Consider the following 15,421-nt stretch of genomic DNA (forward strand, 5'->3'; position numbering starts at 1 on the left):
CGGTATTAGTACACTTCGAAATTTTGACCTGTTTGGCCACTGTATACACTTTTTAGATAGGCTTTGGCGATTCGTTTGGCAGGGACTGCTTCAAAACCAGGGAAGAAGCTTTCTAGTCGGTCTAACGATTCTTGAACAACCGTAGGACTAACACTGTTGATTCGGATTCCTCTTGGCATTTCAATGGCAGCCGCTTTTACAAAATGTTTGACAGCTCCATTAACCATGGCGATCGAAGCTCCTTGGAGAATGGGGTCATCCATCATCACACCAGTTGTTAATGTAAAGCTTCCACCATCTTTTACATGTGCTAAACCCAATAACACCAAGTTAATTTGTCCTTTTTGCTTGTAATTAATTCCGACTTCATTTAATTCTGGGGTCAGCTCTGTTAGAGGTGCAAACTTCGCACCCCCAGCAGCATTGACTACAGCGTCCACTTTACCGACTTTTTTGTACATTTCTTTAATACTGTCAACGGAAGTAATATCAACTTGAATGTCCGCACCATTTCTGCCTGCGCGAATAACTTCATTTTCCGCTTCAAGTTCTTCCACGACTTTTTGCCCAATTGTTCCACTTGCACCGATCACGAGAATTTTCATAAAGGCACCTCTTTTCCACTTTACCTAATGGCTACAAATAGGAGATTACCTTAATTTATGAAATTGATTGGCCTCATATGCTTTCGAAATCCGATTTTAAGAAAGGTGAATGGAATGCATTATTCTGCCATATGATGGTACACTTTCTTCAATTTTTCTTCAAGTAAGTCCATGTGAACAATGCGTGCTTCTCGTATGAATTCCTTTCCTTCTACAAAGAGCAGTAGGACAGGAACTGTAAAGATAGAAAAACGCCCTGCGACTGCTTCAACCTCATGTGCATCAATATGGCCTAATTGGATTTGTGGAAATTGCTCCATCAAGGTTTGTACTTGCGGTAGTAATCCGTGGCAGACACTGCAATTTGGTTGAGAAATATATAGAAAAGCAAGTTTATTCGCTGTAATAAAGTGCTCGATTGCTTCCATTGATTGTAGTTCGTTAAATTCTCGCATTTCTTTCCCTCCGTTCTTACTATAATCATATCATCATTTTTTCATACAGACATCTTTCGTGTTTGCCGGAGGATGAAATGAGGCTATTAGATGATAAAAAGGTGGTAGTTTTGAAGGAAGTGCTGTGCATCGAAGGTTCGTGAGCTTATAGAGAAATTGTTATGAAAATCTCGATGGAAAAAGCAGCTTAACATAAAAAGTGGAATTACTGTTTGTTAACAGGGGTGGTATGGTGGAAGAGGGGTGATTGGATCTAGGCATTGAATGGACGAATAATCCTCTAAATCAATTGTTAAGCATATACCAGTTTCGCGAAATTGAATTGTTTTATATGGTGTCTTATGGCAGAAGAAATCGCAAAGCTTATCGCCGCCATCTGCAACAGGTAAGCCATTCGCATTAACGGGTTGAAGTAATTCAACTTGTACACAGCAGTGTGTGCCTTTTATAAATTTTTTAGCTTTTAATACAGGCGTTTCTAAGCAACCATAGTATGAATGTTTTGGATAGTTGTAGATAGGATGTTTGAAAATGCCGCTTGCAATAAAAGGTTTACAACTATATTTGCAATATAAAATGAACGGAATTATTGTCTTATCATTATTGTTCTTTCGCGGTGAAAGAAGTTGTTTAATGGAATTCTCACAGCTTGCTCTGCAATGGTGACCTTCGGCGGCTTTTTTATCTTGTGCTGCGACAATTTTATGGACTGTACTACAAACGCAATGCTTTTTGTATTCGTGATGGATCATGAACCTCACTCCTTTTTTATTAAGCGTATACTCTATTCTATGCTGTATTTTCATGAAGGGTTGTTTCATAGTCTATTTTTTCATTAATAGGGCTACTAGTGCTTTTTCAAAGGAAATATACGGATGGACTAGGGAGAGTGACGATGCAACTTAATATGCAAAGCATATAGATAATAGAAACCCTCACACATAGTTAATGTGGGTTCCATCTTCAACCTATGAGACATAGGAAGCTGGCAGTGCCGGCTTCCGATTATTTTACACCTATTAAGCTAGAGGCATGTAGGTTAATATCTAGTAAACGATTGTCCCTATAATGCGTGTGTGTTTTTGGTAGGATTGTATCGTATACCGTGCGTTAGAAGTCGATGCATATGTATACGGACAAGTTAGATTTACTGCTGTAGTGATAAGATAATAGAAAAACCTGCTTCTAGTATGGAAGCAGGCTAAAAATATTGATTCCTATGTATGGCGGAGAAGGTGGGATTCGAACCCACGCGGCGCTTACACGCCCTAACGCATTTCGAGTGCGTCCCCTTCAGCCGGGCTTGGGTACTTCTCCGAAGCATTTGATGATGCTGCGCAAAGCTCCCCGCATTTATTATGTGAATATATTATCATAATCAATTTTTCACATCAAGCATATTTAGTTGAGGGGTTCTGTTAGTTAACTTTCCATATTAACAATTTTTCAATCAGCTTTATCACGTCATGACTCATTTGATAGCTTCTTTATTTTTATTTGCAATAGGTTACAGTTACAAAGGAACTGTAACCTATTGTTTAGCTCTATTTAATCTCATCATATGCTTCCATTATTAAATCTTCCATAACATCTAAATACTTCTTCAGCATTTGCTCGCCCTTTTCCTTAGATGAAAGTGTAGCGTCTCCAAAAACACCGCTTTTGCTCAATTTCCCTAAAGAAATAGTCGATTTTCCGTATAAGTTTGGTTTTTTAGGATATTCATTCACAGCTCTTTCCATTTTAACTAGTTCAGGTTTTACTGCAAGCATTAATGAGGTTTCAAATTCACAAGCATGAATCATGCCATGCCATGTTGGAGATTCACAAACCTCGTTACGAATTTGTTCTAAATTAGGATAGAATAGATATATAATTGGCATTTCCAACTCATCCATTAGCTCTCTTGTAGCATATTTCATACTTGAATTATTGGAATCATGTCCATTTACTAGTATTAGTAGTTTCACCCCATAGCGCGAAACACTATGGGCTACATCTTTTATGATGTTTTCTACATTATGTTGTTGTATGGAAACTGTACCTGGAATGTCTCGCCACACCCAAGAATAGCCATAAGGCATCGATGGTAACATTAGTGCCCCAGTTCTTTCTGATAATTTTCTAGATATTGCTTCTGATAAATAAGTATCGACACCTAATGGCAGGTGGTGTCCATGTTGCTCGGTTGCACCTAAAGGAAGTATAGCAACAGGGGTTTCCTCGATAGCAGCAGACACTTCATCGCGGTTCATTTTTATAATTTCTTTAGCTCGTCCCAAGACTATGCCTCCTTTGTTATCAAGTGTTTAAATGTATTTGCATTTTCCTTAATCTTTTGTAAGTCGCTTTCTGTTGCCTCTCTTGGTACTAGATCGCTGCCAATGGCGAAGGCAGAATAACCAGCTTTTTTAAAATCAATAATATTCTCCTTCGTTACTCCACCCACTGCCATAAATTTCATATCTGGAAAAGGACCTTGAATGTTTTTTATAAATCCTATTCCTAAGTCAATAGCTGGAAAAACTTTAACAGTATCTATACCAAGACTAGCAGCTTGCATAATTTCACCTGGGGAAAATACTCCAGGAAAAACAACAACATTTTTTGAGAGTACATATTTTGTTAATTTACGGTCCCAACCCGGCGTAATAATATATGTTGCACCAGCAACTAACGCTGCATCTACTTGTCGCTCTGAAATTACAGTGCCTACTCCTAGATGAATTTCGCCCTTAAATTCTTTTCTAATTCTACGAATACATTCTAAGCCTTTTTCTTCTTCGCTTAATGAAACTTCTACCCAAGTAATATCTGACTCTATCAATGCTCTAGTAATGTTGACAATATTATCAGGATCGACACCACGAATAATTGCAATTAGCTCATTTTTTTTCATTATCCCACCTACTCAAACCGTGCTAACCAAGTTGCTGGATTTTTAACAAAAATAGTGTCGATATTCTTTTGGGTAATACCCTCATTTAATAATCTAGGAATGAATTTTTTTAATATAAATTCAAATCCAGGTCCCCCACCATAAGAGTGCAAGTAGCACTGACGTCCCATATCAGCAGAGATAAGTACGTTATTAGCAAACCCATTATCAATCAGGTTATGAATAAGTGACACGCGTGTGCTGTCAGGATAATACTTAATTTTACTAATCCCATCGAACTGTACAAACGCGCCTCTTTTTGCTAATTGTAAATGATAATATGGATCGCAATTCCTATCACTATGACCAACAGCAACTAACGATAAATCAACGCCTTCTTCTTCCAAAATATCGAGTAGTTCTATTCCCATTGTTCCGGCTTCTGTATGCAACCAAATAGGTGCTCCCGTTTGTAGCTGTGCTCTTGCAACAGCACGTGTAACTTTTTCCTCTAATGGATGAATTAGTTGATTCCAAGAACCAGACTTTAAGAATCCAGCTTTTGCTTCCGTTCCATCCATACCAATTGTTACATCCCTCACTAGTTTTTGTGTAATTTCTTCAATTGATAAAGCCTCTACCCAATTTGGGAAATATATATGCTTATTAAATCCAGAAGCTGCAATTACATGAACTTCTGTCTCCAAAGACATTCTTACTAGTTTGGATGCATCACGACCATAGTCTAAAGTTGTAGCATCTACTAATGTATTTCCTCCAGCTCTTTTAAAACGCCATAATTCACTTACACTTGCCTCATAATCCGTTAATTCTAAATCACGATCTTGTTGCATAGCAGGAGGATTGGTCCATAAATGCTCATGACTATATGTGAATCCAAGTTCTTCTTTTTCTATATCTCCTAAAACAGTTCTAATTTTTTTCATTAATTGTAACACTCCTTCTTTTGTAGTTGAATAAAGTAGAGAGAGTTGAATGGTTATTAGTAGCACAATTCTTTTACCGAAAACCATACGCGATAAGTTACTAGAATTATAAGCCTATCCCAAATAGTAAGCCTATTAATTTAATAAGAATAACTACTATTATGACATCGGGGGAGGCGAACCATAAACCGTTAATTCCATATTCAGAAAGTCCAACTAATGGATATGCTAGAGCAACTAATAGGGAAAAACTGAACCCTAGAAAAAATCCCGAAATAATTGATCCGCGTAATCCGCCTCTAGCGTTACCGAATACCCCTGCAGCTCCTCCCATAAAGAAAAGTCCGATTACAGAAGGCAAAACTGCAACTGGTAAGAAGCTAGATAGGAATGTAACTATTAATCCACCAACTAATGCTGATAGAAACCCGATTGTTACAGCAACCGGTGCATATGAATAAAAGATTGGAACATCAAGTGCTGGTTTTGCTCCGGGAACAATTTTTTCCCCAATACCTTTAAATGCCGGAACAATTTCAGCAAGGAACATACGAACCCCCATTAATAAAATTAATATGCCAACTACAAACTCTAAAGCTTCAAAAATGGCAAATTGATAACGATTAACGCCTCCAGAAATTTCATTCATAACATCTGGGTTAATAAAGCTAGCTGTTATCGAATAAACGCTGATCATAATAATACCCATTAAGATACTCATATCTTTTAGAAAATCGATGGATTTTGGAACCTTCACATCTTCAGTGGATAATGCTTTATTTCCGAGCTTTCCTCCTATCCATCCAGATAAAGAAATCCAAGAACTTCCCCAAAAACCAAAAGCAACATTATCATTTCCGATTACCTTACGTACGGAAGATTGAGAAATCGCAGGGAAAACAACCATTGCTACACCCTGAATAATAGAGCCTAATATAATTGTCATTACACTAGAAAGCCCCATTTGACTAAGTACAATTGCCATTGTTGCTGCAAAGGAAAACATCATGTGACCAGTTAAAAATATATACTTGAATTTTGTAAATCTTGCTATTAAAACATTAATTAAAAACGAGAAGATTAAAATGAAGGCGGTTTCTTTTCCGAGTACAGTTTGGACAGCTGCAGCAATTGCGTTATCTTCTGCAACAATACCAGTTAAGCCAAAAGCTTCTGTAAACATAGTGCTAAAAGGTATTAGTGAACCAACAATAATATTTGCACCTTGTTGAAGGATTAAAAATCCGAACAACGTCTTCATCGTACCTTTAATAATATCTGAGGTTGACTTTCTTAATGCAATCAATCCTAATCCAGCGATTATAGCTATAATAATAGATGGGTTACTTAAAATAGATACCAAAATATCGATCATTGCTATCACTCCTTAGATAGTTTTTCAATTATTGGTAGTACTTTTTCTTTAATTTCATTTTTATCTAATAGATTGTCTATAGAGATAACTGGAACACTCTCACCAGATAACTCGGAGGCAATTTCACTAGAAGCGACCATGAAACTACAATTTTTCCCTTTAGCACTCCCTAGATCTGAAGCTTCGCCATCTACTGTATAGCCGTGTTCTTTTGCCATCGCTTGAATATCCATTAATAACATTAAACTTGTACCAAACCCCATTCCACAAACACTAAGAATATACATTTTAACCCTCCTAAATCGTTATTATTTTTGATAATTCAGTATAGTTACTTGCCTTTAAAATTTGTTCATGCGTACGTTGATCACCTAGTACAGTAGCTATTTTTTGCAGCATTTCAACATGGCCATTGTTTCCTATCCCAGTAATGGCGCAAACTAAATTTACCGGGTCGTTTTTTTCGTGACCAAATTCAATCGGCTTTTTTAATCTCAATAGAGAGAACCCTGTTGCGATAGCACCACGTTCCGGACGGGAATGTGGAATGGCTATCCCTGGTGCAATAACTATGTATGGGCCCACATTTTGAAATCCTTCTATCATTGCATAGGTATATTCTTCAGATGCATAACCTGCTTTGACTAATAAATCTCCACTTAAAAGAATAGCCTCCACAGCATCACTTACTTCTGCATCTAATAGTACGGCTTCCTCCCTCAATAAATTCATGTTATTCACTCCTTTATAATTCTATTACGATTACGTCCTGATACTTTTATATGGTATTCATATTTATCTGAGCGGCTTACCAACTCTACCAGCTCAAATGGAGTACCGTTTGGAAGATAAGTAGTTCTAGTAATATGCATTACTGCGTCATCAGGGGATATATTTAATGATGACGCTTCTAAATCAGTAGCAAGCCTAGCCCTAATCTGTTCATCAGCCTCTTCTAGTAAAATGTTGTAGTTTTCTTCTAGCTCTTCATATAATGACTCTCTAGTAAATCCTTTCTTTAGAAAACCAGATATATACTTTTCTCTTAAATAGTTAAACATTAATGCAATTGGCTCTTCATCTACGAGTCTAACTCTTTCTACACAAATAATTTTTTCATTTGGATGTAAACGTAATTTGTTCTTCATCTTTTTAGAGGGTTTTACTTCATAAATATTAAGCCTTTTGGTTTTAGTTTTTTTTCCTTTTAAATGCATTTCTTCCGTCCAACTGGTAATGCTATTAGCGTCTTGAACGATTTTGGTTGATATAACAAAAGTACCTTTCCCTTGTATTTTCTCAACATAGCCATCCGTGACTAACTCATCGATTGCTTTGCGAATCGTAATTCTACTCACTGCAAATTTTTCTTCTAATTCAGCTTCTGTTGGAATTACATCGCCGGTCTTCATACATTGATTTATTTCATTAAATATCTTCTGCTTAACTTGTTTGTATAAAGGGATATTAGTCATGTATAACAATGCCTCCTAACTTTATTAAAGGTTATAATGAATTATTTTTATATCGCTATTCATCATAATGAATTTACCATAGAGAATTATACATGTAAAGGCTTTCATAAATATATTTATGAATTTTTATAAAATTATGGCGAATTAGTGTCGGTTTTACTAAGCTTTACTTTAGTAAAAGGCCAGTTATTTTATAATTTATATATATTACTTTGAAAGTGAATTTGAGGAGATAACCTTTATGGATATAAATACATAGGTTCTATGGCTAATCGAATAAACTGGCTCTATTAGAAGAGTCATCACATAAGGTATATTAGAAGAAAGATAAGTGGTTAACAAATTACTTCTAACTATAAATAATATTAAGAGCGCTCTATCCACTAAGGATAGAGCGCTCTATAAGATGCTGGTGAGAGGACTCGAACCTCCGACCCCTTCATTACGAGTGAAGTGCGCTACCAACTGTGCCACACCAGCGATTCATGAAATTGTTATATTACATAAAAGATAATAATATATTATTACATTTTTTTCAATATCTCTGCCTATATTCCGACTTGAAAAGCGATTATATGATTTGTGGAACAAAAAAGAGGTTGAGACAAACCTAAAACAGGTTACTTAAAAGAAGACGAATAATAAGATATGAAAGCAATCTAAGTGTAGTCAAAATACAGAGCCTCCTGCGGGAACAGCAATAGGGGAACGCAGACTAAAACCGCTACGTCCTGTACGTCGAAAGCTCCACTTGGTAAAGGGCTTTTCTTTACCAAGTTAGTTGAGGCCGTGCTGCGGCAAAGAAGACACTGCGAAAGTCATTTTGAGCAGAAGTCACGCTTGTGCCTGTGGTGAAAGCGAAGTATTTTGACGAAGCGATGATAAATGCTGTTTTTGAATACAAATAATCCGAACTGATTCGAGTGAATCGTTCGGATTTTACTATGCACAAAATACTTTTGTCCCAGCCTCTATTAAAAGTGATATGGATAGATTTTTAAAAAGCCGAGCTGGTTCGAGATAAGGCATGCTATCAAAAAAGTAATGAGCATACATAAGAAAAAGAATCCATCCTGTTTTTTTACGTTAAACTGGCGATAGTAGGTTCGGTTTCGATCTCCTGTGAATCCTTTTGATTCCATGGCAATTGCGGTTCGTTCTGCTTTTCGAATCGCGCTTGCAAGTAACGGGATAGCAAATCGCTTATAATGCTTCCATCTTTCATTGTATCCATTGCCACGAGCTCCTCGAATACGGTGAGCAGCATGAAGGAGCTGCCATTCTTCCTTCATCATCGGTAGAAAACGAAATCCAGCAAGTACTCCATAAGCGATTTTCGGAGAAAGTCTCATCTGCTGATTAAGGCTAAGAATAAAATCTACCATATCTGTTGTAAAAATAAATAGTAATGATAGTGCCGCAACGCTTAATACTCGCAAGGCAAGTGCGAGTGCTGTCAAAAGTGCTTCATAGGAAAACGAAAGTCCGAACAAATGGATGACGTTTTCTAGATTCTGGGATGGTGCGCCAACGAAAAGTGTCGTCCAAAGCATGCCAAAAGATAATATACTAAATGGAAGTAAATAGAGCACATAGCGCTTCCAATGAATCTGTCCTCCGATAAAAGTTAGTGTAATTGTCCAAACAAATAAGAGTGCGGGAGTGATAGGGTCAAAAACAAGTGCTAATAAGATAATGGTTACGACGATTGTTAAGGCCTTTACACTTGGATTAAGTTGGTGTAGAAACATTCTTGCCCCTCCTTTCACAGCATCGTTTGAGCTGAATTGGAGTAGGAAGCGTTAATTGCCATTGTTGGAGAAGTTTTTCTGATTTTGCCCATAAATGTTCTGGTTCACAATTTACAGCTATTTCTCCTTGATTCATAACAATGACCCGTGTTGCATGTTCATAGACAAGGTCCATGTCATGGGTAATCATGACGATGGTTGTTCCTGTCTTGTGTCTTTCTGATAAAAGGTGCATCAATTCGCGATTAGAAAGGGCGTCCTGTCCGAATGTTGGTTCATCCAGGATTAACATTGCTTGATTATCAATTAACATCGTTGCAACACTTAACCTTCGTTTTTGTCCTTGACTCAAGTGGAACGGATGGTGATTTTTCAAGTTAGTTAATCCACAGTTATCGAGCATCTCCATTGTTTTTGTTTTTATAACTTCATCTGAAAGCTCCTTTAAACGTAAGCTGTAAGCAACTTCCTCGAAAACGGAATCGGTAATAAATTGATGCTCAGGATTTTGAAATACGTACCCAATGTTATCCCGTAGCTCCTTTTCTTGCCATGAAGCAAGTTGTTTATTCTTTAGAAGAATCGAACCTTCTGAGGGCTGTTCAATTCCTGCAAGCAAACGCGAAAGCGTCGTTTTTCCGCTTCCATTAGATCCAATAATAGCAACAAAATCCCCATGATAGATGTTTATTGACACATTTTGAATAATTTTTTTCTTCCTTTTAGAATAGGCTATTTGGTTTGCTACTAACAATGCCTGCTTATACGTCTGTTTTGGCATGATGTTATTGTCCCAGTATGCTGGTTTATATTGTTCGGCCTGACAAGCAAAAGCGGACAGTGTTAATGGAATAGGGAGTGTTTTATTGTGATAAGGCAATACATAGTTTGCTACCCTAGGTAACCAGATGCCTTCTTTTTGAAGTAAAGGACGTTTATGATTAATCGCACCACGTAATGGGCCATCATAAAAAATAGTTCCATCATTATTAAGTAACACACACCGTTCTGCTAGTTCTGTCCAACCATCAAGCTGGTGTTCAATAATAATGAGGCTACACCCTGTCTGCACTTTTATAGAACGTATCGTTTCAATTAATTCCATTGCCGCCATAGGGTCTAGGTTTGCAGTTGGTTCATCAAGTATCAGCAGCTTTGGCTCTAAAGCAAGTATACACGCGAGCGCCAATTTTTGTTTTTGTCCGCCAGATAAGCTTGAAATAGTAGCCTTCTTAAAAGGCATTAAACCGACTAACTCTAAGGCGACGTCTATTTTTTTCGCTATTTTCATCTTAGGGATGCGGATGTTTTCTAGTCCGAAAGCTACCTCATCCTCTACTGTGAGCATACAAAATTGTGTTTCCGGATCTTGAAACACAACCCCGACATGTTGTGCAAGCTCCCCAGGACGATAATCTGTTGTTCGTTTCCCATTTATTATGACGTCACCTTGCATTTCCCCGTCCAATTCACGAGGATAAAGTCCATTCAAGCAGTAGGTTAATGTACTTTTTCCGCAACCACTTGGTCCAAGCAGAAGGATGCTTTCTCCTTCCAGTAATTCGAAGTTAACCGCATTTAATGTATCTCTGTTAGATGAAAAATCGTATCGCACATGCAACTGATTTACTTGTAAAAAAGGCATCATGCAGATTTCTTCCTACGTAATTCTTTTCCTAGTGCAAAGCTGGAAAGCACACCTGTCTTAGCTAAGCCGTCACTGATTGCCTTCCCGATTAAACCTGCAATAAGAGCACCACTAATAAGACGTGTGAAAAACATTGCGGTTACGTAACCTGGATGTAAAACCGCATATCCACTCATCACATACCCATACGCAAAGCTCGTAATTGCTGACCCCATTCCAGCTGCTACTAGAACCCAGGTTGAATATATCTTCCATCTTGTAGCAGCAAATACTGCTTCCGCACCAATTCCTTGTACCATACCAGCGATAATGAGCATTGGTCCTGTCGCGTTACCTATTAATACTTCAACCATAGCGGCGATTGTTTCTGATAAGAATGCAGCACCAGGCTTTCGAATGATATAAGCAGCTATAATCGATACGATAAACCAGATACCAAAAATTAGATCATATCCAATCGGTCCAAATAAACCAACGAGAAGCTTCCCAAGTGGAAAAAAAGCTAAATAAATTACGGCGAAGACAACTGATAAAGCGGCCATTACTACCACTTCTTTGAACCGCCAATTACGCATGCTTATCACTCCCAACTTCTGTTGGACTATTGGCAGATAAGGAAACTGTCATTACTGTATGAGAAGAACCGGCTTGAGCAGTCGCTGTAAATACAGTTTCTAATCCTTTAAAAACATCCATGGCATCTCCATCCAAACGAGTAGAATAGTGTGCAGGAGAAACCGTAACATAAGATTTCATTGCTTCAATTTGTTTGTAAATAAGCTCCATATAATCGCCATCTCCTAGTGGATACAATGAAAATTTTGCCCCGGCAATACTTGATAGCTTACTTGCCTTAGCGTGGTTAAGTGGAATATCATCTGCTGCTAAATAAACATCCCCATCCGAATCACCTGGACAGCCTACCGAATAGGTAGCATGAAACGCAATATGTTCACCAGTTGCTGCTGCGAGAACAAAGATCGCTTTTGTAACATCAAAGACGTGTGTTGCTTTGCCACGAATGGTTGTCGTTATATCATCCGTTTTTATCCATACCTTGTCTGTATTTACTTCTTCAAGAACACCAACAATAATTGCTATAAAATTACTGCTCATTGGATGAAGTGAAAAGCTTGCTCCTGTAATTTGTTTACCTGCCCCGCATTCCGTTGTCATTTTCATTCCATTTCCTCCCTCATATTGATTTAAGACAATAAAAAAACTGCATCCCATAGGGAATGCAGTCAACATGGCAAATCATATGAAATAGTCCATTCATGTTTTCTTAGCCGACTGCACTTCCCCACGCTGGTATTATCCAGATCGGGTGCAAAGGGTCAGAATACATTAATTCCTCTCAGCCGCTTTCACAGCTCCCCTAGCGCTTCATACCTGTATACAGTTTTCTTATGGATTATCATATCGTGCTTAACAAAAATTGTAAAGCTCTGTTACATTAGTGGCCTTCTCCGTGTTCATTCGCAATCTCTAATTTCTCATCAAGCTTCCCTTGGTTCATAAATGAGATTGCATCAAAAGATCCAGTAATAAATCCATGATTATATGGACCGTTTTGCGGGTTAGCTGTAAATGTTGGACGAATCATTGCTAGAAAGTCATAAATTGCCTGGTTAGGTACGCCATCTTCCAACCAAATTAATGGTGCATGTTTACCGAGATGAGAAAGGGGTGCACTAGCAATTGCTAGATCGGGTGTAGAAGTCGAAATAAATGACACACCATGTCCAGGTTCATCAAAGCCCCAACCGAAATCAGTTTTTTTATCTTTAAATGCTGCAAAGTTGATGGCGTTCTCTACAACGTTTTTTCCTTCAATGCGTGTCACGTTTCCTAACTTTTTCAAGTCGTTTTCTACATCATTTGAAACAACCGATTTTGGTCCTAAAATATATATGTTTAGAGCATCTTTTTTTCGTTTTTTTAATGCTTCCACAGTTTGTTTTGGAATGTCATTTTGCTCAACATAAAGGACAGGCTCTGGCATGTGGGCAATCCAATTCACTGCTGGCAACGAATAAAGCTTTCCTTTTTCCTCAGAGGAAGCGATTATGACATTTTCAGGGAACGCTCCTGTAAGATTGGCATATTTTTCATCGATGTTGGCTGCGAACGTAGCTGGATCATCACTCTTTATATGGTCAGTTGGATAGTTTTCTAATTTGCTTCGCACGTTTTGAGAAACATCTCCAATAACCATTATTTTAGTTCCATTTTCATTTCCCTTCGGTTGTAAACGCTCAATTTCTTCCAATGTTTTGTTTGGGATACGATTTTCTTCGATAAATAGAATCGGGCCATTGTTAGGGTGATGAATGAGGTTAGCACTTGCCATGGCTATTTGCCAGGAATCCTCCGCAACGAGCAAAATGGTTCCTGGCCTATTTTCAGCATGTGTAGCTGGCCAGATTGTTTGTGAAACATGGATAGACGTGTCTATTAATTTGTCGCTGTCGGAGCCAATGCGTGTTATGTTTTTAGTACTCCCAATGACCAGATTATTAATTGCTTGCTTATTTTCGTTTTGAGGTTGTTGTCTAAATTGTTCATTGCTTGATTCAGAAGCATTCTCCTCTTTCGTTGTTTTACCATGTGTGTTGTTATTTTCCACTTCTGGAGCACAGCCTATAAGAAGGAAGATCGTAATGAAAATAGTGAATGTTGAATTCCGAGACATAGCTTTCTCTCCTTTCATGTCTTTTCACATCAAAGAATTCCCAAAAAAAATGCAGAATATCTGCAGATTGGATTACACTTGAATAACAAAAAAGGTTTATAGTTGGTGTTCTGCATCAATTCTTGATACTTTTGTATTAACCTAGGTAACGTCAAGAAACCTACATATTAGATTGGATAATTCAAAAATTTCAATGACCAGAGAGGTAAACGATGGTAAATAAACTTTCTGTAAAAATAGGTGTGTTGTTTTTTGGATTTATCGTAATTATTGAGTCGCTGTTGTTTTTTATCTTGTATATAAATTTAGAAAATGATCGTATTGATGAGGTAATGGGTGGGCTATTAGCAAGAGGGAATTCTCATCGAGATGTGTTAGAAAGTAAATTTGATCAAACAACAATGGAGCACGTTAGTCTAATGGAATCTGCTTCTGAATTTATCGTTGTAATTACAGACGAAGCTGGAAATGTCTTGGAGTCATCTGAGCATGTTGATTCTGAAATGATGCAAGTAATACAGCTTTCAGAAGGTACCGCGATTGCCAAAAAAGGAGAAGTTGTAGAAGACCAATGGAAAGATAGCATGTATATCGCTACAGATAGTCCTATTACAATCAACGATAAGCATAAAGGGCATGTATTTATGTTTGCTCATACAAGTTATGTCAAGAAGATTGTCGATCAGCTAAGTAACCAATTTGTTGTTATTAGTGTCATAACGGTTCTTTTAACGATTGTCGCAATTTTAATTTTATCGCGTGTTATCACGCTTCCGTTAATTCGAATGAAGGAGGCAACAGAAAAGCTTAGTCTTGGGGAAAATAAGGTAGAGCTTACTACGTCTCGTCAGGATGAGCTTGGTGAGTTAGCAAATTCGATTACAAAGCTGTCGAATGATCTGGAGGAAATGAAACAGGCGAGAAATGAATTTTTAGCAAGTATTGCTCACGAGCTTCGAACACCATTAACTTATATAAAAGGATATGCGGATATTATCAATCGACAGGACTTATCACAGAAAGAGGTTGTCGAATATGCCGGTGTTATTCGAGAAGAAGCAGAGCAGCTGACAGCGCTAATTAAGCAATTGTTTGATTTGGCGAAAATGGATCAGCATAATTTTGTGATTGAAAAACAACATGTAAAGCTTTGCTCGATTATTCAAAAAGTATTGGAGCGGATGCAACCCGTCTTTGATGAAAAACAGCTTTCAATTAAGGTTTTCTGTGGGCAACATATAACTGCTTTTATAGATCCTGAGCGGATGCAGCAAGTGTTGATGAATATTTTAGATAATGCAAGGAAGCATTCTCGAACTGGAGGAAGTGTTTCCGTTTCAGTAGTTGATGAGCCAAACGAAGTTGTTGTCATTATTAAAGATGAAGGGGAAGGAATTCCCGCTGCAGATCTTCCTTATATATTTGATCGGTTGTATCGTGTAGAAAAGTCAAGATCGCGTAAAAGCGGCGGCATCGGTTTAGGGTTATCGATTGCCAAAGAAATTGTTGAATCACATGGAGGAAGCATTCATATTGAGAGCGAACAAAGAGCTGGAACAAAAGTGCGAATTCATTTGTCCAAGAGGTGATTA

Annotated in this window: 16 protein-coding genes, 2 tRNA genes and 1 riboswitch; of the genes, 1 reads left to right on the forward strand and 17 read right to left on the reverse strand. The window is 37.7% G+C overall.

The annotated features are described in order from the left end of the window. Nucleotides 1-5 precede the first annotated feature (5 nt). The 17 genes from SPK86_RS10810 to SPK86_RS10890 form a co-directional block, all read right to left on the reverse strand. Nucleotides 6-605 carry a short chain dehydrogenase gene (locus SPK86_RS10810; protein ID WP_284140803.1) on the reverse strand — a complete coding sequence of 200 codons (600 nt, stop codon included), beginning with the start codon at nucleotides 603-605 and terminating at the stop codon, nucleotides 6-8. Nucleotides 606-724: 119 nt separating this feature from the next. Further along, on the reverse strand, nucleotides 725-1,060 hold the full coding sequence (locus SPK86_RS10815; protein ID WP_330949351.1) for a thioredoxin family protein: 336 nt from the start codon (nucleotides 1,058-1,060) through the stop codon (nucleotides 725-727). A gap of 215 nt (nucleotides 1,061-1,275) precedes the next feature. Beyond that, complete coding sequence (locus tag SPK86_RS10820; RefSeq protein ID WP_284140805.1) at nucleotides 1,276-1,812, reverse strand: CotY/CotZ family spore coat protein; 537 nt, start codon at nucleotides 1,810-1,812, stop codon at nucleotides 1,276-1,278. Nucleotides 1,813-2,284: 472 nt separating this feature from the next. Continuing rightward, nucleotides 2,285-2,377, reverse strand: a tRNA-Ser gene (locus tag SPK86_RS10825). Nucleotides 2,378-2,604: 227 nt separating this feature from the next. Further along, entirely contained in the window at nucleotides 2,605-3,315 is a 711-nt protein-coding gene (locus SPK86_RS10830) for a creatininase family protein (RefSeq protein WP_330949405.1), read from the reverse strand. A gap of 29 nt (nucleotides 3,316-3,344) precedes the next feature. Then, nucleotides 3,345-3,959, reverse strand: coding sequence for a bifunctional 4-hydroxy-2-oxoglutarate aldolase/2-dehydro-3-deoxy-phosphogluconate aldolase (locus tag SPK86_RS10835; protein ID WP_284140807.1), 615 nt, complete (start codon nucleotides 3,957-3,959; stop codon nucleotides 3,345-3,347). A gap of 8 nt (nucleotides 3,960-3,967) precedes the next feature. Further along, on the reverse strand, nucleotides 3,968-4,885 hold the full coding sequence (locus tag SPK86_RS10840; RefSeq protein ID WP_284140808.1) for a phosphotriesterase family protein: 918 nt from the start codon (nucleotides 4,883-4,885) through the stop codon (nucleotides 3,968-3,970). Nucleotides 4,886-4,991: 106 nt separating this feature from the next. Further along, a complete protein-coding gene (locus SPK86_RS10845; RefSeq protein ID WP_284140809.1) occupies nucleotides 4,992-6,260 on the reverse strand; it encodes a PTS ascorbate transporter subunit IIC in 1,269 nt (422 codons plus the stop codon). Between the two features lie 5 nt (nucleotides 6,261-6,265). Beyond that, nucleotides 6,266-6,547 (reverse strand): PTS sugar transporter subunit IIB, encoded by a 282-nt coding sequence (locus tag SPK86_RS10850; protein ID WP_284140810.1) that lies wholly within the window; start codon nucleotides 6,545-6,547, stop codon nucleotides 6,266-6,268. A 10-nt stretch (nucleotides 6,548-6,557) separates the two neighbouring features. After that, the gene (locus SPK86_RS10855) at nucleotides 6,558-6,992 is read right to left on the reverse strand and encodes a PTS sugar transporter subunit IIA (RefSeq protein WP_330949352.1); all 435 of its coding nucleotides are present in this window, start codon (nucleotides 6,990-6,992) and stop codon (nucleotides 6,558-6,560) included. 5 nt (nucleotides 6,993-6,997) lie between these two features. Beyond that, nucleotides 6,998-7,735, reverse strand: a complete 738-nt coding sequence (locus SPK86_RS10860; RefSeq protein WP_284140812.1) for a GntR family transcriptional regulator — start codon at nucleotides 7,733-7,735, stop codon at nucleotides 6,998-7,000. 407 nt (nucleotides 7,736-8,142) lie between these two features. Next, a tRNA-Thr gene (locus tag SPK86_RS10865) sits at nucleotides 8,143-8,215 on the reverse strand. Between the two features lie 494 nt (nucleotides 8,216-8,709). After that, nucleotides 8,710-9,486 (reverse strand): energy-coupling factor transporter transmembrane component T family protein, encoded by a 777-nt coding sequence (locus SPK86_RS10870; RefSeq protein ID WP_284140813.1) that lies wholly within the window; start codon nucleotides 9,484-9,486, stop codon nucleotides 8,710-8,712. Next, nucleotides 9,467-11,134, reverse strand: a complete 1,668-nt coding sequence (locus SPK86_RS10875; RefSeq protein ID WP_330949353.1) for an ABC transporter ATP-binding protein — start codon at nucleotides 11,132-11,134, stop codon at nucleotides 9,467-9,469. The genes SPK86_RS10870 and SPK86_RS10875 overlap by 20 nt, the downstream gene beginning before the upstream one ends. Continuing rightward, nucleotides 11,131-11,709 carry an ECF transporter S component gene (locus SPK86_RS10880; protein WP_284140815.1) on the reverse strand — a complete coding sequence of 193 codons (579 nt, stop codon included), beginning with the start codon at nucleotides 11,707-11,709 and terminating at the stop codon, nucleotides 11,131-11,133. The genes SPK86_RS10875 and SPK86_RS10880 overlap by 4 nt, the downstream gene beginning before the upstream one ends. Then, a complete protein-coding gene (locus SPK86_RS10885; protein ID WP_330949354.1) occupies nucleotides 11,702-12,316 on the reverse strand; it encodes a YkoF family thiamine/hydroxymethylpyrimidine-binding protein in 615 nt (204 codons plus the stop codon). The genes SPK86_RS10880 and SPK86_RS10885 overlap by 8 nt, the downstream gene beginning before the upstream one ends. A gap of 101 nt (nucleotides 12,317-12,417) precedes the next feature. Then, nucleotides 12,418-12,524, reverse strand: a riboswitch (TPP riboswitch). Nucleotides 12,525-12,590: 66 nt separating this feature from the next. Next, nucleotides 12,591-13,829 (reverse strand): cell wall-binding repeat-containing protein, encoded by a 1,239-nt coding sequence (locus SPK86_RS10890; RefSeq protein WP_330949355.1) that lies wholly within the window; start codon nucleotides 13,827-13,829, stop codon nucleotides 12,591-12,593. 212 nt (nucleotides 13,830-14,041) lie between these two features. Here SPK86_RS10890 and SPK86_RS10895 point away from each other — a divergent pair, with 212 nt between their 5' ends. Continuing rightward, complete coding sequence (locus SPK86_RS10895) at nucleotides 14,042-15,418, forward strand: sensor histidine kinase (protein ID WP_284140817.1); 1,377 nt, start codon at nucleotides 14,042-14,044, stop codon at nucleotides 15,416-15,418. The last annotated feature ends 3 nt before the right edge of the window (nucleotides 15,419-15,421 follow it).

Origin of the sequence: Virgibacillus sp. MG-45 (genome assembly GCF_036409425.1) — a bacterium.
GTDB lineage: Bacteria > Bacillota > Bacilli > Bacillales > Amphibacillaceae > LDC-1.